Origin of the sequence: Pseudomonas sp. YeP6b, from assembly GCF_025642995.1 — a bacterium.
In the GTDB taxonomy this organism is placed as follows: Bacteria; Pseudomonadota; Gammaproteobacteria; order Pseudomonadales; family Pseudomonadaceae; genus Aquipseudomonas.
The window spans coordinates 2,887,138-2,909,058 of record NZ_CP080090.1 but is presented as its reverse complement, the minus strand read 5'-3'; the positions used below and the strand labels follow the sequence as shown (position 1 = coordinate 2,909,058).

The window sequence follows — 21,921 nt, the reverse complement described above, 5'->3', positions numbered from 1 at the left end:
CTCGTTAAATTCTGCGGCACAGGTAATTTCCTGTGGGCGGCCTTGTTGTGGCTAGCCTGCTTGTTGTGGCTGCCGCTTGTTGTGGCGCGCTAGCTGCCTTCTTCTATGTCCAACAACAGGTTTTCCAACGCCTCGCGATAGGCGCCCGGCTTTTGCCACATGCCACGCTGCTGGGCTTCGAGCATGCGCTCGGTCATGTCGCGCAGGGCATCGGGGTTGTGCTGCTGCACAAAGGCCCGGGTGTCAGGATCGAGCAGGTACGCGTCAGCGAGCAAGGCGTATTGGTGATCATCGATCAGTGCGGTGGTGGCGTCGAACGCGAACAGGTTGTCCACGGTTGCGGCCATTTCGAACGCACCTTTATAGCCATGACGCTTCACGCCGTCGATCCACTTGGGGTTGGCGGCGCGGGAACGGATCACCCGGTTCAGCTCTTCCTTCAAGGTGCGGATCTTCGGCAAGTCGGGCTGGCTATGGTCGCCATGGTAGCTGGCGGCCTTATCGCCGCTCAGGGTTTCCACGGCGGCGAGCATACCGCCCTGGAATTGGTAATAGTCGTTGGAGTCGAGCAAGTCGTGCTCGCGGTTGTCCTGGTTTTGCAGGACCGCCTGCACCTGGCTCAGGCGCTGGGCGAACTGTTCGCGGGCAGCGGTGCCTTCATCGGAACCACCGTAGGCGTAGCCACCCCAGTTCAAGTAGACCTCGGCCAAGTCCTCGCGGCTCTGCCACAGACGACCGTCAATCGCGCCCTGCACGCCCGCGCCATACGCCCCCGGCTTGGCGCCAAAGATGCGCCAGCCGGCTTGTTTGGCTGCGGCTTCTGCGTCCAGGCCCGAGAGGCGCAAGGCCTCACGCTCACTGCGCACCTTGGCCGCCAGCGGGTTCATATCATCCGGTTCATCCAGGGCCGCCACCGCCTGCACCGCCGCATCGAACAGGCGGATCAGGTTGGCGAACGCGTCACGGAAGAACCCGGACACGCGCAGCGTCACGTCGACACGCGGGCGGTCGAGCAAACTGATCGGCAGGATCTCAAAGTCATCCACCCGCTGGCTGCCCGTGGCCCAGACCGGGCGCACGCCCATCAACGCCATGGCCTGGGCGATGTCGTCGCCGCCGGTGCGCATGGTGGCCGTGCCCCAGACCGACAGGCCGAGCTGGCGCAAGTGATCGCCATGGTCTTGCAGGTGCCGTTCAAGGATCAGGTTGGCGGATTGGAAGCCAATGCGCCAGGCCGTGGTGGTGGGCAGGTTGCGCACGTCCACGGTAAAGAAATTGCGCCCGGTGGGCAGCACATCCAGGCGCCCGCGACTTGGCGCGCCGCTGGGGCCGGCCGGAACGAAAAGGCCGCTCAAAGCATCCAGCAAACCGCGCATTTCCGCCGGCCCGCACGCGTCCAGGCGTGGCGCGACGACGATGCGCAGGCTCTCAATGACCGACTTCACATCCTCCCAACCGGGCTCTTCAAGTTGCTCAAGCGGCCCTTCCAGCGCTTGCTCGATCAAACGCGCGGCATACAACTCCAGGCGCTCGCGGGTATCACCGGCGGTGCGCCAGCGCTGTTGATCGATTTGCTGCAACACCTCGGGGCGGCGCCCGGTCCAGGGCTCGGCCAGCGCACAATCAAGCGGGTCAAAACCCAGCTCGAAGGCCTTGGCCAATACGCGCAGCAAACTCGATTGCGGGCCACGGCCATCGCCGCGCGGGATGCGCAGCAAGGCCAGCAAGGTGTCGATGCGCAAGCGGCCTTCGGGCGACTCGCCAAAGATATGCAGGCCGTCGCGGATCTGCGACTCCTTCAAGTCGCACAGGTAGGTGTCCAGGCGCGGCAGCCAGACCGCCGCGTCGGCCTCGTTATCCAGCTCAAGTTCCTGGTCGATACGGGTCTCGCGCACCAGCTTGAGGATGTCTTTTTGCAGTTCGAGCGCGCGGCGCGGGTCGAGCAATTGCGCCTCGTAATACTCGTCCGCCAACAGCTCAAGATTGCGCAGCGGGCCGTAGGTTTCGGCGCGGGTCAGCGGCGGCATCAAGTGGTCGATGATCACCGCCTGGGTGCGGCGCTTGGCCTGGGCGCCCTCACCCGGATCGTTGACGATAAACGGGTAAATGTTCGGCAGCGGCCCGAGCAGCGCATCAGGCCAGCAGTTTTCCGACAGCCCCACGCCTTTGCCCGGCAGCCATTCGAGGTTGCCGTGCTTGCCTACGTGGATCACGGCGTGGGCGCCGTAGGTGTGGCGCAACCAGAAGTAGAACGCCAGGTAACCGTGAGGCGGCACCAGGTCCGGGTCGTGGTACACCGCGCTGTGGTCGACCTGATAACCGCGCGCCGGCTGGATGCCGACGAAGGTCAGGCCAAAACGCAGGCCGGCGATCATCAGGCGGCCGTCGCGGCACATCGGGTCGGTGTGGGGTGCGCCCCAGCGCTCCAGCACGGCTTGGCGATTGGCTTCGGGCAAGCGCTTGAACAGCGTCTCGTAATCATCCAGGCCCAGGCTTTGATGGCACGGGCGCAGGTCGAGGCTGTCGAGGTCGTTGGTCACGCCACCGAGCAATTCGTGGATCAGGGCGGTGCCGCTGTCGGGCAACTCACGGGGCAGCGGATAGCCTTCGGCTTGCAGCGCGCGCAGGATATTCAGCGCCGCCGCCGGCGTATCCAGACCCACGCCGTTGCCGATACGGCCGTCGCGGGTCGGGTAGTTGGCGAGGATCAGCGCGATGCGTTTATCCGCGTTCGGCACCCGCGCCAGTTCGACCCAACGGCGTGCCAGCTCAGCGACGAAATCCATGCGCTCGGGCGCGGCGCGGTAGCACACCACGTCGGACTGGCTGCGCTCGCTGCGCCAGGCCAGGTCCTTGAAGCTGATCGGGCGGCTGATAATGCGCCCGTCCAGCTCCGGCAAGGCGATGTGCATCGCCAAGTCGCGTGGGCCGAGGCCTTGTTCGCTGGCCTCCCAGCCGGGCTGGTTGTCCTGGGCGCAAATTGCCTGGATTACCGGGATATTGCGGCGAAACGGGCGCAAATGCGGCGCTTCGGGGCTGGATTGGGCAAACCCGGTGGTGTTCAGAATCACCGCCGCCTGCACTTCATCCAGCAAGTCCTCGACCACCGTCAGGCAGCCAGGCTCTTTCAAACTGGCCACCGCCATCGGCAACGGGTTAAGGCCCGCCGCCTGCAAGCGCTGGCAGAACACATCGATAAAACCGGTATTGGCCGCCTGCAGGTGCGAGCGGTAAAACAGTACCGCCGCCACGGGGAGATCCGGCTGCCAATCCGCCTGCCAATCATTCAGGCGTGCGTTGGCTATGTGCGGGTGATAAATCGCGGTGCGCGGCAAGGTTTGCGGCTCGGCCCAGGCGTAGTCGCGGCCCAGGTAGCGGCTTGCCAAACAGCGATAAAAATCCAAGGCATTGCCCAGCCCGCCCTGGCGCAGGAAGTGCCAGAGGCGATCACGATCGTCTACGCCAACGGTGCTGAGGCTGCTGAGTTCCGGGTCCGGGCGGTCATCGCCCGGCACCAGGATCAGTTGCACGCCGCGCTCGGCCAACTCCACCAGGCGCTCGATGCCGTAGCGCCAGTAACCGATGCCGCCGTGCAGCGAAATCAGGATGACCTTGGCGTGACGCAGCACCTCATCGACGTACAGGTCGACCGAGGCGTGGTTTTGCACCTGCATCGGGTTGGCCAGACGAACGCTTGGGTAGTCGTCGGGCAGCTGTTGAGCCGCTTCGGCCAACAACGCCAGGCTGGAATCACCGCTGCACAGGATCACCAGTTCAGCGGGGGTTTGGCCTAAGTCGGCAATATTGTCGTCGGAGACGAAACCACCGGGCTGGGTCCTGAGCAGGTGCATGGGTTAAACGCTGAGCGCTGCGCGCAGCTGCGCTTCGAGGCCCGCCGCGTCCAGTTCCTGACCGATCAGCACCAGGCGCGTGATGCGTGCTTCGTCGGCGCCCCAGGCACGGTCAAAGTGCTTGTCGAAACGCGTACCCACGCCCTGGATCAGCAGGCGCATCGGCTTGTTCGGGATCGCGGCGAAACCTTTGACGCGCAGGATGCCGTGCTGCACCACCAACTGAGTCAAGGCGTCGAGCAGCAACGCTTCGTCGGCTTGCGGCAGGTCGATGGAGATGGAGTCGAAGGCGTCGTGATCGTGGTCATGCTCGCCTTCATCGTCGTGGTGATGGTCGTGGTGGCTGTGGCGGCCGTCGATGTGTTCTTCGGAGCCGGCGCCCAGGCCGATCAGCACGTCCAGCGGCAGGCGACCGCTGCTGGCTTCGATGACCTTCACGGCAGGCGGCAGCTCTTCGGCGACTTCCAGGCGCACGCGGGCCAAGTCTTCAGGGCTGATCAGGTCGGCTTTGTTGAGGATCACCAGGTCAGCGCTGGCCAGTTGGTCGGCGAACAGCTCGTGCAGCGGCGATTCGTGATCCAGATTCGGGTCGAGTTTGCGCATGGCGTCGACCTGGTCCGGGAACGCCGCAAAAGTGCCAGCGGCCACGGCTGGGCTGTCGACCACGGTGATCACTGCGTCAACGGTGCAGGCGCTGCGGATTTCCGGCCACTGGAAGGCTTGTACCAGCGGTTTTGGCAGGGCCAGGCCGGAGGTTTCGATGAGGATATGGTCGAGGTCGCCGCGACGGGCAACCAGTTCGCGCATCACCGGGAAGAACTCTTCCTGCACGGTGCAGCACAGGCAGCCGTTGGCCAGTTCGTACACGCGGCCGTTGGCTTCTTCTTCGGTGCAACCGATGGAACACTGCTTGAGAATTTCACCGTCGATGCCCAACTCACCGAACTCGTTGACGATCACGGCGATGCGACGGCCCTGGGCGTTGTCGAGCATGTGGCGTAGCAAGGTGGTTTTGCCCGAGCCGAGAAAGCCGGTAACGATGGTGACGGGGAGTTTGGCCAGTGTTTTCATCGGATGCCCTTTGGGGCGGGCATACGGGACGATAGGCCCTGCGACGGCGCGCAGCAGCGGATTTCGTCACCGGATCACCCCGCCCGGTTGAAGTAGAAAATCGGTTGCGAGGCAGGTCTCCTGGCTTGGGGCGTGCGGGTCTTGCGACCGGCGCTGGCTGCGCCTTCCCGCCGTATTGGCAGTGGCGTGGCAGTCAGCTAAACCCTTTACAGTTGCGGGGGCAGCCGCGGCTTGGACCGCGTTCCCTTCTTAGCTTCGGCGTGGGCCGAAGAACCTCGAAGGTGCAAGGCTACGCAGTGCGTGGGGGATGGTCAATGATGGGGTTGGGTTGGTTGGTTGGTTGGTTGGTTGGTTGGTTGGTTGGTGTACATATCCGTTCTTGCCGTAACGGCCACTAATGGTTCCGCTCTTACAGCGGCTCACTTTGGAAAAGCCCCAAAGTAAGCAAAGGGCTCTTGCCCCACCACTCGGCACCTCGCCTAGGCTCGGTGTGCCCTCACTCCGGCTTTTGGGCGGGGGCCGCCGCCATGGGCCATCCTTGGCCCATCGCGGCTAAACCGGCGTCCTGCCGGTTTACCCCCGCTCCAAAGCCTGCGTTCGGCCAGCGTGGTTAACGGGGCGCCTCAGATCAAGATCAAAAGCACGGCGGCCTAGTAGCCGACCTGAGTGGTTAGATCAAAAGCAAGCCGAGGCGGCCTGACAGCCGACCTGATCTTGGAAGATGAAACTCAATCAAATGTGGGAGCTGGCTTGCCTGCGATGGCATCGGCTGGTTATGCCTGACACACCGAGGTGCTTGCATCGCAGGCAAGCCAGCCCCACAAAAGCAGAGCACTGCGGTGCTGGCAGCCAAGCCCGCTCCCACAGTTGGATCTCGGTACATCAGACAGAGAGTGTGCTGCTGTGCTTTTGCCCTGCTTTTGCTTCTACCACTCAGGTCGGCTACTAGGCCGCCGTGCTCTTGCTTTTGATCTTGATCTTGATCTTGATCTGAGGCGCCCCGTTAACCACGATGGCCGAACGCAGGCTTGAATCCGTGGGTAACCCGGCAGGACGCCGGGTTAGCCGCGATGGGCCAAGGATGGCCCATGGCGGCGGCCCACGGATTCAAGCCGGAGTGAGGGCACACCGAGCCTAAGCGAGGTGCCGAGTGGTGGGGCAAGAGCCCTTTGGTTACTTTTGGGGCTCTTTTCCAAAAGTGACCCGCTGTAAGAGCGGAACCCTACGAAGCCGTTGCCGCAGCAACGGATATGTACCCCAAAAAAACTCCCAATTGACTCCCCTCCCACCCCCATGCTCTCCTACACATCTTGTTTCGGGTGCCCTTCACAGGGTGAAACGGGAAACCGGTAAATCATGCATACATGACCAGTCCGGTGCTGCCCCCGCAACGGTAAGCGAGCGAAGCGTCACAGCCACTGTGCCTGCAAGGCATGGGAAGGCGATGCTTTTTAGACCCAGTGTCCCTCGCAAGCCCGGAGACCGGCCCGAAAAAGCAGATAACAAACCCGCGGTGGGCGGGCGCTGTTCAGAACCCCGCGTGCCCGGCTCGCGGGGTTTCCATGCGCCCGTTTCACCCTGACACCCAGAAGGGACGCGCCATGTCGATCATCAGCAGCACCTCGCACACCGCCAGCAGCACCACCACCCTGAGCCAACGCCTGACCGCCGCCATCGGTGCGTCGATCCTCGGCGCGTGCCTGGTGTATTTCGCCGGTTTCTCGCATATCGAAGCGGTGCACAACGCCGCCCACGATACCCGCCACAGCGCCGCGTTCCCGTGCCACTGAGACCTGCCGACATGATCAAGCGTATCGCCCAAACCGCAGGCTTCACCGGCTTGCTGGCCGCCCTGTTGCTGACTCTGCTGCAAAGCTTCTGGGTCGCCCCGCTGATTCTGCAGGCGGAAACCTTTGAAAACGCCCCGGCCGCTGCCGAAGTAATGCCCCATGAACATGCACAAGGCGCCGCCGCTCACACCCACGACGCGGAAGCCTGGGAGCCGGAAAACGGCTGGCAACGTGTGTTGTCGACTACCGGCGGTAATCTGGTGGTGGCGGTTGGTTTTGCCCTGATGCTGGCCGGTCTCTATACCTTGCGCGCACCGACCCGCACGGCTCAAGGCTTGCTGTGGGGCTTGGCCGGTTACGCGACGTTTGTACTCGCGCCGACCCTGGGCCTGCCGCCGGAGTTGCCGGGCACCGCCGCCGCTGACCTGGCCCAACGTCAGGTCTGGTGGATTGGCACGGCTGCGTCCACCGCTACCGGTATCGCGCTGCTGGTGTTTGGCCGCAACTGGCTGCTCAAAGTGTTGGGCGTGGCGATCCTCGCCGTGCCGCATGTGATCGGTGCGCCGCAGCCTGAAGTGCATTCGATGCTGGCTCCAGAAGCGTTGGAAGCACAATTCAAAATCGCTTCGCAGCTGACCAACGTCGCCTTCTGGCTGGCCTTGGGTCTGATCAGCGCTTGGCTGTTCCGCCGCAACCGCGACGGTCAATACTCGGCATGACCCTGGTGGTCGGCCTGGGTTGCCAGCGGGGCTGTGATGTTCACACCCTGCTGGGCCTGCTCGACACTGCCCTCGCCGAGGGCAGTGTCGAACGCCATCGCATCACCGCGCTGGCCAGTCTTGACCGCAAGCAGAATGAACCTGGGCTGCTCGCTCTAGCAAAGGTGCTGAACCTGCCATTGCACTGTTTCAGCGCCACACAATTGACGGTTTTTGAACACCGTCTTAGCCACAAATCAGAGGTCGCTTTTGCCCATACCGGCTGTTACGGCATCGCCGAAAGCGCCGCGCTGGCCTTGGCTGAACAGCTCTCCCACGGCCCTGCCCGCCTGCTGATCACGCGCAAAAAAGTCGCCCAGGCCACCTTTGCATTAGCCTGCGCCGACTAAAAACCCGATAATCGCCCTTCTCGATCATGAGCAATCTTCATGCTCGCCCGATTTTCAACAGGAACTCCCATGACCGTCTACTTCATCGGCGCTGGCCCCGGCGACCCGGAATTGATCACCGTCAAAGGCCAGCGGCTGATCCGCAGCTGCCCGGTGATCATCTATGCCGGCTCGCTGGTGCCGGCGGCGGTATTGGAGGGCCATCAGGCGAAACAGGTGGTTAACAGCGCCGAATTGCACCTCGAGCAAATCATCGACTTGATCACGGCAGCCCATGCCAAGGGCCATGATGTGGCGCGCGTACACTCCGGCGACCCCAGCCTGTATGGGGCGATTGGTGAGCAAATCCGTCATTTGCGTGAGTTGAATATCCCCTTTCAGATCATTCCAGGCGTCACGGCGGTGGCGGCCTGCGCGGCATTGCTGGAGACGGAACTGACCCTGCCGGGTATCGCCCAAAGCGTGATCCTGACCCGCTACGCCGATAAAACCAGCATGCCGGCCGGTGAGGATTTCGACAGCCTGGCGCGCCACGGCACGACCATGGCGATTCACTTGGGGGTTAATCATCTGGAGAAGATCGTTGCTGAGCTGCTACCGCATTACGGTGCGGATTGCCCGATTGCCGTGGTGCACCGCGCGACGTGGCCGGATCAGGATTGGGTGGTGGGTACGTTGGTGGACATTGCCGAGAAAGTGGCCGCCAAGGGTTTCCGTCGTACGGCGCTGATTGTGGTGGGTCGGGTGCTGGCGAACGACAGCTTCAGCGAGTCGTCGCTGTATCGCGCGGGTCACGCGCACCTCTATCGGCCCTGATAAAACACAGTTGATCATCTTTGTTAGATATATATTGCAAAGCATTGAATTACATACATAAAAAAACGGCGCTCACGGGGCGCCGTTTTTTGTTCGCAGTGAACACCTTACTCAGTAGTAGGCGTTTTCTTTCTGCGTGTGGTCAGTCACGTCACGTACGCCCTTGAGCTCAGGAATGCGCTCGAGCAGGGTGCGCTCGATGCCTTCGCGCAGGGTCACGTCCGCCTGGCCACAGCCTTGGCAGCCACCGCCGAATTTGAGTACGGCGATACCGTCTTCCACGACGTCGATCAAGCTGACCTGCCCGCCGTGGCTGGCCAGCCCCGGGTTGATTTCGGTTTGCAGGTAGTAGTTGATGCGCTCGTTGACCGGGCTGTCGGCGTTGACGTTTGGCACCTTGGCGTTGGGCGCCTTGATGGTCAACTGGCCGCCCATGCGGTCGGTGGCGTAGTCGACCACGGCGTCGTCGAGGAAAGCTTCGCTGAAGTTGTCGATGTACGCGGTGAAGCTTTTGAGCCCCAGGGCGGTGTCTTCAGGTTTTTCTTCCCCAGGCTTGCAGTAGGCGATGCAAGTCTCGGCGTATTGGGTGCCGGGCTGGGTGATGAAGACGCGGATGCCGATACCCGGGGTGTTCTGCTTGGACAGCAGGTCAGCCAGGTAATCGTGGGCGGCGTCGGTAATGGTTATGGCAGTCATGGAAACTCCTCACAGGCTTGCGGGCAGTTTACGCCAAACATTACAGAGGCACAAAGTCCTAGTGTTTTTGTCGGGAAAGGCGTGTCGGGTCATCCATGCCAAACCAACGCTTGAACACGCGATAGCTGCCCTTTTCCAGCCATTGGTAGCTCGCAAATGCACACAATGCCGTCACTGCGATGCAAACGGGCAGGATCGCATAAGGGTCTATGCCCGTGTGTTCCGCAGCCCATCGCCCAGCGTACAGCACCATCGTGTGGATCAAATACACCGAATAAGAGCAATCCCCGAGCATCTTCAACAGGCGCGAGCCCTTGAAGTAAGGCTCCAGTGTCACACAGCTGATGACGAGTACCGCGCTGGGCACGCCCCACTCCAGCGAACGGGGTACATCTGCGCCGATATAAATCGCTACTAACGCACCCACGATACCCAACAACGGCAGCCACGCCCTGGCCCGGCACAGACCACGGCGATACAGCATGCCGATCACAATGCCCATCAGAAACTCCAGGACAATGTCGTTGCTGTAAAAACCGCCGGCCAGGTTCAAAGCCGGACTGATGATGCCGCACACAAGATAGAGCAGCCCGGCCACCACCCAAAACCGATACGACGTACGAACCCACAAGGCCAAGGCGAACAGAAGATAAAACAGCATCTCGAAGTTGAGGGTCCAGCCGACGTCCAACAGCGGATAGATCCCAAAGCCCGCGGGGTGCTGGGCAGGGATAAACAGCATCGACAGGGCCACGTGGCTCAGCACCCACTCATCATTTGGGAACATCGCGGGCACCGCCACGATCAGCAGGGCCATGAGCAGGGTATAGAACCAATATGCCGGCGCGATCCTTGCCACGCGCATAAGCATAAAACGCCACGGTGTCAGGGCTTTGTCTGCGCTCGCAAGGAAAATCACCAGGCCACTGATGACAAAGAAAATATCCACGCCAACGGCGCCTTTGTCGGCAAACAGATACTCCAGCGGGCCATGGACCTCAAAGTTGAAAAAAACCTGCATGAAGTGGTGCCCCACCACCACCCACGCTGCCAAGGCACGTAGCGCCTGCACTGAAATCAGCATCATCGGAATACCTGTTCCAATCCCGCAAGATAGATACCCGACTGCTTCAGCACTCGCTTAGAGAGATGACTGAGTCACTGCAATACTTATAGGTTCTCATACCGGTTCATGTCCAGAACCCCCTCTTCCACCGGCGTGGTTTCGCGGATGTACTGTGACAAGTCGTGAAAGTACTGCCAGAACTGCGGATGGCTGCGGCGTATGCCCCAACGGTCGACAATCTTCTCAAACCGCTTGGCATCCTTGGCATTCTCCATCGCTGCCACAAACTCCGGCACTTGCTGCGCCGGAATATTGAACATGAAGTTCGGGTAACTGCTCAGCACGCCCGGATAGACAGTCAACGTGTCCAACCCCGGCTGATAGCGATAAGCCTCACCCAACAAAAACGCCACATTACTGTGCGCCCGATTACGCAGCAGGCTGTAAAACACCCGCTGACCATTGGCCGTCTCAACCCGCAGCATCGTAGCCTCAGGCAACTGATCAATCACCTTGAGCCCCGCCGCCGGCCGCGACGTCAGACGGCTCAGCGCCTGCTCCGCATCCTGTAACGCTGGATCAATCCCATCGCGCGAGCAATAGGCCCCGGTACAGCGGTTGATCGGATCCGGACTAGCGTTCAGGTTGCCATAGCGCGTCAACAACTGGTTGGCAAAATCTCGCTTCGGATCCTTTTCATCCAAATGCAGCCCGCTCGGTTTGTCGTCATCAATAGCTTCATAGTCCAGCCACAGCTTGAGTTTGCCGCTGTTCTGGTACCAATCATCCATAAAATCATCGCGAGTATCCGCCGGCATCAGGCGCAGGAAGTTCTGCTCGGCGCCATTGCGGATCAGGTCGAAGTACAGCCGGGTCTGGGCTTGATGGGACACGTTGCCGAACACATCGAAGTTCACCGCCAACTGATAATAGGTGCGCTCCAGCAGCGGATAGTCAAACAGCCACATCGTCTGCGGTACCTCACCGATCAAGCCCTTGTTCACCGAAGCGCTGTCGAAGTGGCGGAAAATGCTCAACAAGGCATTGTCATTACCGGCCCACAGGCTGGACCAACTCGGTGGCGGCAAATCAGCGTAGCTGTCACGGCGCAAGGCTTCGTATTGGTTGCGCTTGTCGCGATACGCCAACCACAGGCTGAGCACGCTGCCCACGTCGTCGTTCTGCCCCGGCATCGCCAGCAATGGCGTGGCCTGGCCGCGATAACGCGCATCGGTGATGTACAGGTCGTGGTCCGGGTCCTGGAACAGGGCCCAGAAGTTGTCGCGAATCACATCCGTAGCAATCTGCCCACGGCACACCGGCCCACGAATAAAGGTGCGCACGAAGTATTCGGCGTTATCGAGCATAAATTGGTAGCGCGCTTTGGCCGGAATCGCCTCGAACGTCTCGAACGGATTGGCCCGGCGCCCGGGGCCGTAGCCCGGCAAGGCGTTGACTTGCCAGTCACCGGCGTAGAACAGCGCTTTGATCCGCGCCATTTTTGCCGCGCTGAACGGGTACGTGATGTGGGTTTTATGCACGATCACACCCTGCACCGGCCACAGGCGGTAATACACCTGGGTGCCCGGGTCATCGTTGGGGCGGCGGGTGGCGATCAGGTCGATCGGCTGGCCGCTTGGCGTGCGCGAACGTACCCATTGGAAGAAATGCCCCGGCTCGCCGTTCTCAAAGTAAATGTGCGCCAGGTATAGATGCTCATACAACCAGCGCGCCACCAGGCTTTCGCGGGCGCCGGGCTGGTTGAACAGGTTTTCCCACTGCTGCACTTGCAAGGCTTCCTTGGCGCTGGGCGCCAGGCCTTGCTCATCAATCGGCGCACCGGAGGCGAGCCAACGTTGCAGGGTCTGGTATTGCTGGTCGGTCAGGCCGGTGACCGCCAGCGGCATGCCTTCCTTGGGATGGCTGCCTGCGTAGGCATTGAACTCGCCGGGCATGGCGCACAGGTTCTCGCGATTCAGGCCCAGCACGATCTCGTCGGGCAGCTTGGCATTCGGTTGCAGCGGCGCGTTATGCCCCAACTCCAGCATGTGCGCCATCAAGGCGGCCTGGCTGCCTTGGGCGTCGAGTACCGAATAGAAGCCCTTCTGCTGCCAGGCTTGTTTGCCGAACGCGTCATAGAACAGCCGCGTGGTCGGCGCGGCCTGGCTGCGCTCGCCGTCGTAAACCGGTGTTTTGCTCGCACCACGGGCCGCGCCCTCGGCGCTGCCCAGGTTGAGCTGGCAGGCTGAGTCGTAGCAGGCGTGGCAGGCCACGCACTTTTCGGTGAAGATCGGCTGCACGTCACGGGTATAGGAAATCGCCGGGGCGGGGCTGTTGACCGGTAAAGCGTCTGCCTGGGCAGTACTGGCAATCAAGGCCAGTACGGCGCTGACGATAAGACGAAGTGACATGTATCCGGTCCCGATTCAATGCGAGCGATAGAGAAGTGCCGGCGATTCTACCGGGCCATGACCGCCTCCAACATGAACGATATTCATGCAAAACCTAGGCATGCTGTAAATCGGCACAGGTTTGCTATGATTCACCCCCTCCGAAATGCCTGACCAGAGTAGTCCCATGTCCGATCGTAGCGCTCGTCTGCAAGCCCTTCACCAAGCCCTCAAGGAACGTATCCTGATCCTCGACGGCGGTATGGGCACGATGATCCAGAGCTACAAGCTTGAGGAAAACGACTACCGCGGCAAACGCTTCGCCGACTGGCCGAGCGACGTCAAGGGCAACAACGACCTGCTGGTGCTCACCCGTCCGGACGTGATCGGCGGCATCGAAAAAGCCTACCTGGATGCCGGCGCCGACATTCTGGAAACCAACACCTTCAACGCCACGCGCATTTCCATGGCCGATTACGGCATGGAAGAACTGGCCTTTGAGCTGAACGTAGAAGGCGCGCGACTGGCGCGCAAAGTCGCCGACGCCAAGACCCTGGAAAACCCGGCCAAGCCGCGTTTCGTCGCCGGCGTGCTCGGCCCTACCAGCCGTACTTGCTCGCTGTCGCCGGACGTGAACAACCCCGGCTACCGCAACGTGACCTTTGATGAACTGGTGGAAAACTACACCGAGGCCACCAAAGGCCTGATCGAGGGCGGCGCCGACCTGATCCTGATCGAAACCATCTTCGACACCCTCAACGCCAAAGCAGCGATCTTCGCCGTGCAAGGTGTGTTCGAAGAACTGAATGTCGAACTGCCGATCATGATCTCCGGGACCATCACCGATGCCTCCGGCCGGACCCTGTCGGGCCAGACCACCGAAGCGTTCTGGAACTCGGTCAGCCACGCCAAGCCACTGTCGGTGGGCCTGAACTGCGCCTTGGGTGCCAGCGAACTGCGTCCGTACCTGGAAGAGCTGTCGAACAAGGCCAACACCCACGTTTCCGCGCACCCGAACGCCGGCCTGCCCAACGAGTTCGGCGAGTACGACGAATTGCCGTCGGAAACGGCCAAGGTCATCGAAGAATTCGCCCAGAGTGGCTTCTTGAACATCGTCGGCGGCTGCTGCGGCACCACACCGGGCCACATTGAAGCCATCGCCAAGGCCGTTGCCGGTTATGCGCCGCGCCCGATTCCGGACATTCCCAAGGCGTGCCGCCTGTCGGGCCTGGAGCCGTTCACGATTGATCGCAGCTCGTTGTTCGTCAACGTCGGCGAGCGCACCAACATCACCGGTTCCGCGCGTTTTGCCCGCCTGATCCGTGAAGACAACTACACCGAAGCCCTGGAAGTCGCCCTGCAACAGGTGGAAGCCGGCGCCCAGGTGATCGACATCAACATGGACGAGGGCATGCTCGATTCGAAGAAGGCCATGGTCACCTTCCTCAATCTGATTGCCGGCGAACCGGATATCTCCCGCGTACCGATCATGATCGACTCCTCCAAGTGGGAAGTGATCGAGGCCGGCCTCAAATGCATCCAGGGCAAGGGCATCGTCAACTCCATCAGCATGAAGGAAGGCGTCGAGCAGTTCATTTACCACGCCAAGCTGTGCAAGCGCTATGGCGCCGCCGTGGTAGTGATGGCCTTTGACGAAGCCGGCCAGGCCGACACCGAAGCGCGCAAAAAAGAGATCTGCAAACGTTCCTACGACATCCTGGTGAATGAAGTCGGCTTCCCGCCGGAAGACATCATCTTCGACCCGAACATCTTCGCGGTCGCCACCGGTATCGAAGAGCACAACAACTACGCCGTCGACTTTATCAACGCCTGTGCCTACATCCGCGACGAACTGCCGTATGCGCTGACCTCGGGTGGCGTGTCCAACGTGTCGTTCTCGTTCCGGGGCAACAACCCGGTGCGGGAGGCGATCCACTCGGTGTTCCTGCTGTATGCGATCCGCAACGGCCTGAGCATGGGTATCGTCAACGCCGGGCAGCTGGAGATCTACGACCAGATCCCGGCCGAGCTGCGCGATGCGGTGGAAGACGTGGTGCTCAACCGCACCCCGGAAGGCACCGACGCCCTCCTCGCCATCGCCGACAAGTACAAGGGCGACGGCAGCGTAAAAGAAGCCGAGACCGAAGAATGGCGCGGTTGGCCAGTGAACAAGCGCCTGGAACATGCGCTGGTCAAAGGCATCACCACGCACATCGTCGAAGATACCGAAGAATCGCGGCAGTCATTCGCGCGCCCAATCGAAGTGATCGAAGGCCCGCTGATGTCCGGCATGAACATCGTCGGCGACCTGTTTGGCGCCGGCAAAATGTTCCTGCCCCAGGTGGTCAAATCCGCGCGGGTGATGAAACAGGCCGTGGCCCACTTGATCCCGTTTATCGAGCTGGAAAAAGGCGACAAGCCGGAAGCCAAGGGCAAAATCCTGATGGCCACCGTTAAAGGTGACGTGCACGACATCGGCAAGAACATTGTCGGCGTGGTGCTCGGTTGCAACGGCTATGACATCGTCGATTTGGGCGTGATGGTACCGGCGGAGAAGATCCTGCAGGTGGCCAAGGAACAGAAGTGCGACATCATCGGGCTGTCCGGCCTGATCACACCGTCGCTGGACGAAATGGTCCACGTGGCCCGTGAGATGCAGCGCCAGGACTTCCACCTGCCGTTGATGATCGGTGGCGCGACCACCTCCAAAGCGCACACGGCGGTGAAGATCGAGCCTAAGTACAGCAATGACGCGGTGATTTACGTGACTGACGCCTCGCGCGCAGTGGGCGTGGCCACGCAGTTGCTGTCCAAGGAATTGAAGCCCGGCTTCGTCGAGAAAACCCGCTTGGAATACATCGACGTGCGCGAGCGTACCTCGAACCGCAGCGCGCGCACCGAGCGCCTGAGCTACCCCGCCGCCATCGCCAAGAAGCCGCAGTTCGACTGGAGCACCTACACGCCGGTCAAGCCGACGTTTACCGGTGCCAAGGTGCTGGACAATATCGACCTCAAGGTGCTGGCCGAGTACATCGACTGGACGCCGTTCTTTATCTCCTGGGACCTGGCCGGCAAGTTCCCGCGCATCCTCGACGACGAAGTGGTCGGTGAAGCCGCCACCGCGCTGTACGCCGATGCCCAGGAAATGCTCAACAAGCTGATCGACGAGAAGCTTATCAGCGCCCGCGCGGTGTTCGGTTTCTGGCCAACCAACCAGGTGCAGGAAGATGACCTGGAGGTCTACGGCGAAGACGGTCAGCCGATTGCCAAACTGCACCACCTGCGCCAGCAAATCATCAAAACCGACGGCAAGCCGAACTTCTCCCTGGCCGACTTCGTCGCGCCAAAAGACAGCGGCGTGACCGACTACATCGGTGGCTTCATCACCACCGCCGGCATCGGTGCCGAAGAAGTCGCCAAGGCCTACCAGGACGCGGGCGACGACTACAACTCGATCATGGTCAAGGCCCTGGCCGACCGCCTCGCCGAAGCCTGCGCCGAATGGCTGCACCAGCAGGTGCGTAAAGAGCATTGGGGCTACGCCAAGGACGAGCAACTGGACAACGAGGCGCTGATCAAAGAGCAATACAGCGGCATCCGCCCTGCCCCGGGCTACCCGGCGTGCCCGGATCACACCGAGAAAGCCCAGCTGTTCCAACTGCTCGACCCTGAGGCACGCGAAATGCAGGCCGGGCGCAGTGGCGTGTTCCTCACCGAGCACTACGCGATGTTCCCGGCGGCAGCAGTCAGCGGCTGGTACTTCGCCCACCCACAGGCGCAGTACTTTGCCGTGGGCAAAGTCGACAAGGACCAGGTCACAAGCTACACCGCCCGTAAAGCCCAGGACCTGGCTGTGACCGAGCGCTGGCTGGCGCCGAACCTGGGTTACGACAACTAAACACCTGGAGCAGGGTTGCGGTATCCCAATGCCGCACGTGTGACGACGAAATCCGCTTTTCTGTGCAGGACCTCTACAGAAAAAGGATTTCGTCATGCCCGAACACCCAACGGCCCTGAGCCCATTGCCCAGCCAGGCCATCCATGCCCATTTCGCCGCGCGCCCCACCTTGTTTTCAGTGGTGTTCAAAGCACTGCATGCAGGGCTGCGACAGCGTTTTGCGAGTCAGCCATTCGACCTGCTCACGCTCAAGCTGGCCAGCCCCACCGCCACCGGTGGCTATGCCTTCCCACTGCTGGTCAACGTCGCCGTTGCGCATGTCCTGAACCCGCAATTGCTGAACCTGCGACCCCGTGGCGAAATGCCGTTCTACCTCTCGCCCGCGCCAGGCAGTGGCCTGGCCGACATCGACATGCAGGTGGTTGCGCAACTCATCGCCGAGCTGCCTGGCTCGCTTTACCTGTATTTCCAGCAGGACCTGGCAGACTTCTGGAGCGCCACCGACAGCCACGGCAGCAGTCGCTGGCAATGGCTCGGCGAGTTTCTCCAGGGGCAAATGAGCGCAACCGCAAGCAGCCCCTCAACGTTGAGCGATACCCAACGGGACATGCTGGCGGTCACCTGCGCCTGGCCGGGGCGCCTGGAACGCCTGCCCCGCTCCACCCCTACTACGTATGCGTATTTCATTGAGACCACGCTGTCGACAGGCACACAGGAGGTGTGCCTGCTGACGCCGGACTTGCTGCTGATACGCGACAGGCAGGTGTTGCTGTGCAGCGTCGCCGGGGCAATCACACCGTTTGCCTCACTGGATGCCTTTGGCGAAAGCTGGGGCGCTAGGATGCAGGCTGAGTTGCAGTTCAACACCCTCACCTGGCGGCTTAATGAACCGGACGGCAATGTGTTCGAACAGCAAGCCGGGCTTATTCTCAACCAGCAACTGGAAGACCTGGCAACCTTGTCATTTCAAGGTCAAGGCGAAGAAGCGCTTGCACGCACGCTGGATAAACTCACCGATCCGGCCCTGCTGTTTACGCTCGCCCCCAAGGCCGCTCCGCAGCGTTTGCAAACGGTTAACGCGCAACTTCCGCAGTGGCTCAAACACGCCAGCGCCGATGACCGCTTTGCCTACCATCGCCACTTGCAAGACATGGCGCAGGTGATCAAACAGAACCAGGGACGCTCTTTCAACGAAGGCATCGAAAACATCCACGCCTTCAGCCGCGCCGCGTTGCGCAAGCAGATGCAAACCGACCATGGGGATTACGATCCCGATGACCTGGTACTGGACTTCGCCGTGGCTGCTGGTTATCCAGGCACCACGGGCATTATCGAACATGTGCGGATGTCGCTGACCGAACTGGCCCTGAAAAACCTCGCCGGCAAGCCAAAGGGCACGCTGACGCTGTCCTCCAAAAGCGCCACGACGATTCCCGCCTGGCTGAACGAAGCCTATCTGCTGGGCAGCCAAGGCTTGATCCAGCGGGTGGACATTGGCACAACCTACCCGCAGACGATCAAGGACCTGTTGCTGTCCGACAGTGTTGACGCGCGCCGCCGGGAACAACTGTTTGCCCGCGAACTCAAGGTCCAACTGCCGATGCTGGCGCTGGAATATGCGATCAGGCAGCAATACGGCGTCACCACCACTGGCTATCGGTATGTGAAAGCCTTGATGGGCGAAACCCCAGCAGACAGAGTCGTCGACGGCCAGGAGATCGTGCTGCGCCCCCTGGCCCTGTGCCGCAAAACCGGTGCCGCGCCGGATACCGTCAACAACGTTTTCATCATCGAGCCCCGGGACGCCCACACCGGCCCGCACCTGCTGTATCGACCCCTGTATGGCGCGGCCTTGTATCAATACCCGACACGCCAAGCCTTGCTGAATGCGCTGGCCGCCCCCGGCGAGTTGCAGACCAGTGTGCTGGCGTGGCTGAGCGACAAGGCGCGGCCGGTCTACGATAACGGTGGCTTCAAAGAGCCGCACATCATTCACTTTCTGCCGGGGGATGAGTTCTCCCCGCCGGAGCATCCCGCGCCGGCGACGCTGGCCGTCGATGAAGGCGCCGATGAATGGTTGCAGTCGCAAGTCAACGGCCAACTGCTCAACCACGTGTTCGGCAGCACCGCGCGGGCCCTGGTGGACCTGGCGGATCGCGAATCGGTGTCCAACAGCGAAAGCCGCTGGGCCATTGTGATGGAAGGCGCCTGGCTGCTGTTCAACACCTTGGTATTGCCACTGGTACGCGGCCCGGCCATGTTGGCCGGCTGGCTGCTGGTACTGGTCGCCAGCCTGGAACAGGACCTGACAGGCCTGGACAGCAGCGATTCGACCACCCGCGAGCTGGCGCTGATTGACCTGCTGCTCAATGCCGCCATGGTGTTGTTGCACGCCGCGACACCCACCCCCCAAACCCGTCAGCCACTCGCGGCCCAAGACACCGTGCTACGCCTGGCGCCCTGGCGGCGTGCTGCGGCCCAAGCCCATCAGCCCGGCACGCCGTTGATTCGCAAGGGCGCAGTGGCGCTGCCCGGCGAGCCGCCGGCCACCGGCCACACGCCTTTGGATTTCAGCCGCTCGATTGCCGCCCCAAAGGCCAGCGCACGGTTGCTGAAGGCGTTGCTCGATGTGCACGTGCCCTGGCCCGACGCCTTGCCGCCTCCCGAGGCAGGCGGCGCGCTCAAAGGGCTGTACCGCATTGGCGCTACCTGGCACGCCAGCCTCGGCGGGCTGCTGTTCCAGGTCAGCGTGGTGCCGGGTTTCGGCGAGGTGTATCTGGTTGACCCACAGCACCCGCTGCGCCCCGGGTTCAAGCTGGCCAGCGACGGTCAAGGGCATTGGCGGCTGGAGCGCAAGGCCCGGCTGGAGGGCGGTATGCCCAGGGAAAAACTGGATAAATGGCAGCGCAAACACCGCGATCGGATCGCCGCGCTCAAGCGAGAGTTGCAGAGCCTCAATAAGGAAATGCTGCCGTTGGCGAATGCTTCAGTTGGGTTAAACAAAACCATGGAGCTTGCCCGTGCCGAGTGGGTCAAGTGCAAAAGAGCCCTGCGCGAGGATTGGATAAGGCTCAACACCCCGAGCACAATTGCCGGGCTGCAAGCCAGCATCGCCGTGCGCCATGAGCAAAGGCGCGGGTTAACCGCTAAAGCCATGGTCGAGTGGGAGATTGCCTTCGATAAGTACCGGCAAAACGCCGAGACCGTCAATGCGCAAATGCGGCTGATCGAAGCCAAGGCAGGCGAACTGATGGAAGCCGACAAGACCGATCCCAAGCATACACACGACCGCAATATCGCCGCAAAAAGCCTCTATGCCTATTGGGCAGAGGTCTATCAGGTGCTGGTGCAAAAACTCTCCTATACCTTTGAAACTGATCAGGGTGAAAATTACGAAGAGCTCTCTGAACGCGTCAATCGAGAACTGTCCGAACGTGTTGTGTACGGCTATCAGACGTACATCGAGAGCAAAAATCTGCAATTTCAAGTGTTCCAACAGATGCTCGAGCCCGCAGAAAAAATTGAAAGTCTCCTCAAACAGGCCGATCCGGCACTGCGCGAATTTCTGTTGAAAGACGACCCCTATAATCGAAACGCCTCAGTCGCCCTGAAACAAAAAATGCTCTACACCCTGATCGAGCTGGTACTGGATCGCAGTTCTGCAGACAGCGACATAACGGAACACCCGTTCATCCTCGACATGATCGCCCCCCAAAACGCTGCCAGCATACTGGCCCATACGGAAATGCTCACCACCAGTGGCTACTCGGCGCGCGAACAAATGGACGTGCTCGAGGGCGTTCTTGCGCGCTATGAGCGCTTGGAAAACGCGGTCAACTCACTGACTGACATGGGCTCCGCCTTTGTGCGCGAAGCCTATCGGGCGCAGTTTCTGGAGCAACTCGCCGTCGCCCGTGCCAGCCTTGAGGCGCAATTGGCCGATGTGATCCTCACACAGGAAGGGTTCGCGCCTGTGCCGAGCGAGCCACGCCCCACACGCACGAAACCGGCCACTCGCAGAGTGTTCAGGACGCGCAACAAAAACACGCTGGTGGGGGATTTGCGCCCGCCTCAGACCGAGGCCCCCGGCAACTTTGTCGACATCAAGGACCCGATCACCGGAACCACCGTGGCCACTTACCTCGAACACGCCGCTGAAGGGGTGTGGGTCGAGGTTGTCCCGGCGGCGCCGCAAGCACCGCCGGCAGCGCCGACGATTCGTTCGTTGAGAACGATTGAACGTAGCGCACACGCCCTGAAAACCGAAAGGGCGAAAATCGAACGCTCGATACGCACCCAGCAGAAAAAACTCCAAGACCCCACACGACGCGAAGATCTCACCCCGCTGGACTGGGACACCATGCTGTCCAACCATGCGAACCACGTGCAGGCCCTGGCCAATGAAATCCGCCGCAACCACGCCACCCACGCTAACGCCGACGCGTTGATCCAGACGTACCTCGACGAGGCGGCCGACACACAGAAGCAGGCCCGTCAGATGTGCAGTGAAGGCTACCTGCAGCAGCGCCCCCAAGCCTACAAAGTCGACTACCTGTGGAGACATGGGTTTGTTGATATCAACTTGGCAAAACGGCGCAAGTTACTCAAGACGGGCGATTATATCGACGAATATACCGTGCGCGATAAAAGCAAAGTTGAGGCTAAGAAACCGCCTGAGGAAACCCTCTTGTGGTACGCACATTTCCATTACCTACGCGTCGATACACCGATATTACAAAGCAGCTTCGGCCACCTGAAGACCAAAGAGGAGCAGCTCTTTACGCGTAGAGAGTTGATCGATCAGGCCAAGGCAGACAACCGCGCCGTGATCAATCTGGATAAAGCCGAGATCAAACCGCCGCTGGATTACGATCTGTTCCTCAAGCTGGGAGAAGAGCAGGCTAAAAATCAGTAGGCGCACCTTGAGTAAGCGCTAACGTCACAAAAAAATCCGAGGCCATCAGCGGCCTCGGATTTTTTTGCGGCACAGCGTCAAGCCAGAAGGCGTAGATGAGCATGGCGCAGGGCCGCTGGGTACATATCCGTTGCTGCGATAACGGCCCCTATTGGTACGGCTCTTACAGCGGGTCACTTTTGGAAAAGAGCCCGGAATGCCGGCCCCACCACTCGGCACCTCGCCTAGGCTCGGTGTGCCGGAACGAAGGCTTGAATCCGTGCGGCCAGAGTGGCTAACGGGGCCTGTCAGATCAAGATCAAACACAGAGCACGGCGGCG

At 61.1% G+C, this 21,921-nt stretch carries 11 protein-coding genes and 2 riboswitches; of the genes, 6 read left to right on the top strand and 5 right to left on the bottom strand.

Annotated elements, in window-relative coordinates; translation table 11 throughout:
- Nucleotides 1–89: 89 nt before the first annotated feature.
- Together cobN and cobW are read right to left on the bottom strand one after the other, a co-directional pair.
- Nucleotides 90–3,851, bottom strand: coding sequence for a cobaltochelatase subunit CobN (gene cobN / locus KZH41_RS13140; RefSeq protein WP_263274948.1), 3,762 nt, complete (start codon nt 3,849–3,851; stop codon nt 90–92).
- Between the two features lie 3 nt (nt 3,852–3,854).
- Nucleotides 3,855–4,922: a cobalamin biosynthesis protein CobW gene (gene cobW / locus KZH41_RS13135; protein WP_094952739.1), complete on the bottom strand. Its 1,068-nt coding sequence runs from the start codon at nt 4,920–4,922 to the stop codon at nt 3,855–3,857.
- Between the two features lie 92 nt (nt 4,923–5,014).
- Nucleotides 5,015–5,215, bottom strand: a riboswitch (cobalamin riboswitch).
- Between the two features lie 1,007 nt (nt 5,216–6,222).
- A riboswitch (cobalamin riboswitch) is annotated at nt 6,223–6,428 on the top strand.
- A gap of 95 nt (nt 6,429–6,523) precedes the next feature.
- Here cobW and KZH41_RS13130 point away from each other — a divergent pair.
- The 4 genes from KZH41_RS13130 (at nt 6,524) to cobM (ending at nt 8,636) form a co-directional block, all read left to right on the top strand.
- Nucleotides 6,524–6,712 (top strand): CbtB domain-containing protein, encoded by a 189-nt coding sequence (locus KZH41_RS13130; RefSeq protein ID WP_242155723.1) that lies wholly within the window; start codon nt 6,524–6,526, stop codon nt 6,710–6,712.
- 11 nt (nt 6,713–6,723) lie between these two features.
- Nucleotides 6,724–7,431 carry a CbtA family protein gene (locus tag KZH41_RS13125; RefSeq protein ID WP_263274947.1) on the top strand — a complete coding sequence of 236 codons (708 nt, stop codon included), beginning with the start codon at nt 6,724–6,726 and terminating at the stop codon, nt 7,429–7,431.
- Nucleotides 7,428–7,820 carry a cobalamin biosynthesis protein gene (locus KZH41_RS13120; protein ID WP_263274946.1) on the top strand — a complete coding sequence of 131 codons (393 nt, stop codon included), beginning with the start codon at nt 7,428–7,430 and terminating at the stop codon, nt 7,818–7,820. The genes KZH41_RS13125 and KZH41_RS13120 overlap by 4 nt, the downstream gene beginning before the upstream one ends.
- Nucleotides 7,821–7,889: 69 nt before the next feature.
- Nucleotides 7,890–8,636, top strand: a complete 747-nt coding sequence (gene cobM / locus KZH41_RS13115) for a precorrin-4 C(11)-methyltransferase (RefSeq protein WP_242155720.1) — start codon at nt 7,890–7,892, stop codon at nt 8,634–8,636.
- Between the two features lie 111 nt (nt 8,637–8,747).
- Here cobM and nfuA read toward each other — a convergent pair whose 3' ends face one another.
- The 3 genes from nfuA to KZH41_RS13100 form a co-directional block, all read right to left on the bottom strand.
- Nucleotides 8,748–9,332 (bottom strand): Fe-S biogenesis protein NfuA, encoded by a 585-nt coding sequence (gene nfuA, locus KZH41_RS13110; RefSeq protein ID WP_017136914.1) that lies wholly within the window; start codon nt 9,330–9,332, stop codon nt 8,748–8,750.
- A 58-nt stretch (nt 9,333–9,390) separates the two neighbouring features.
- Nucleotides 9,391–10,416, bottom strand: a complete 1,026-nt coding sequence (locus KZH41_RS13105; protein WP_242156041.1) for an acyltransferase family protein — start codon at nt 10,414–10,416, stop codon at nt 9,391–9,393.
- A gap of 86 nt (nt 10,417–10,502) precedes the next feature.
- Nucleotides 10,503–12,809: a fatty acid cis/trans isomerase gene (locus KZH41_RS13100; RefSeq protein WP_263274945.1), complete on the bottom strand. Its 2,307-nt coding sequence runs from the start codon at nt 12,807–12,809 to the stop codon at nt 10,503–10,505.
- A 166-nt stretch (nt 12,810–12,975) separates the two neighbouring features.
- Here KZH41_RS13100 and metH point away from each other — a divergent pair, with 166 nt between their 5' ends.
- Together metH and KZH41_RS13090 are read left to right on the top strand one after the other, a co-directional pair.
- Nucleotides 12,976–16,686 carry a methionine synthase gene (gene metH / locus KZH41_RS13095; RefSeq protein ID WP_263274944.1) on the top strand — a complete coding sequence of 1,237 codons (3,711 nt, stop codon included), beginning with the start codon at nt 12,976–12,978 and terminating at the stop codon, nt 16,684–16,686.
- A 94-nt stretch (nt 16,687–16,780) separates the two neighbouring features.
- On the top strand, nt 16,781–21,601 hold the full coding sequence (locus KZH41_RS13090; RefSeq protein ID WP_263274943.1) for a dermonecrotic toxin domain-containing protein: 4,821 nt from the start codon (nt 16,781–16,783) through the stop codon (nt 21,599–21,601).
- The last annotated feature ends 320 nt before the right edge of the window (nt 21,602–21,921 follow it).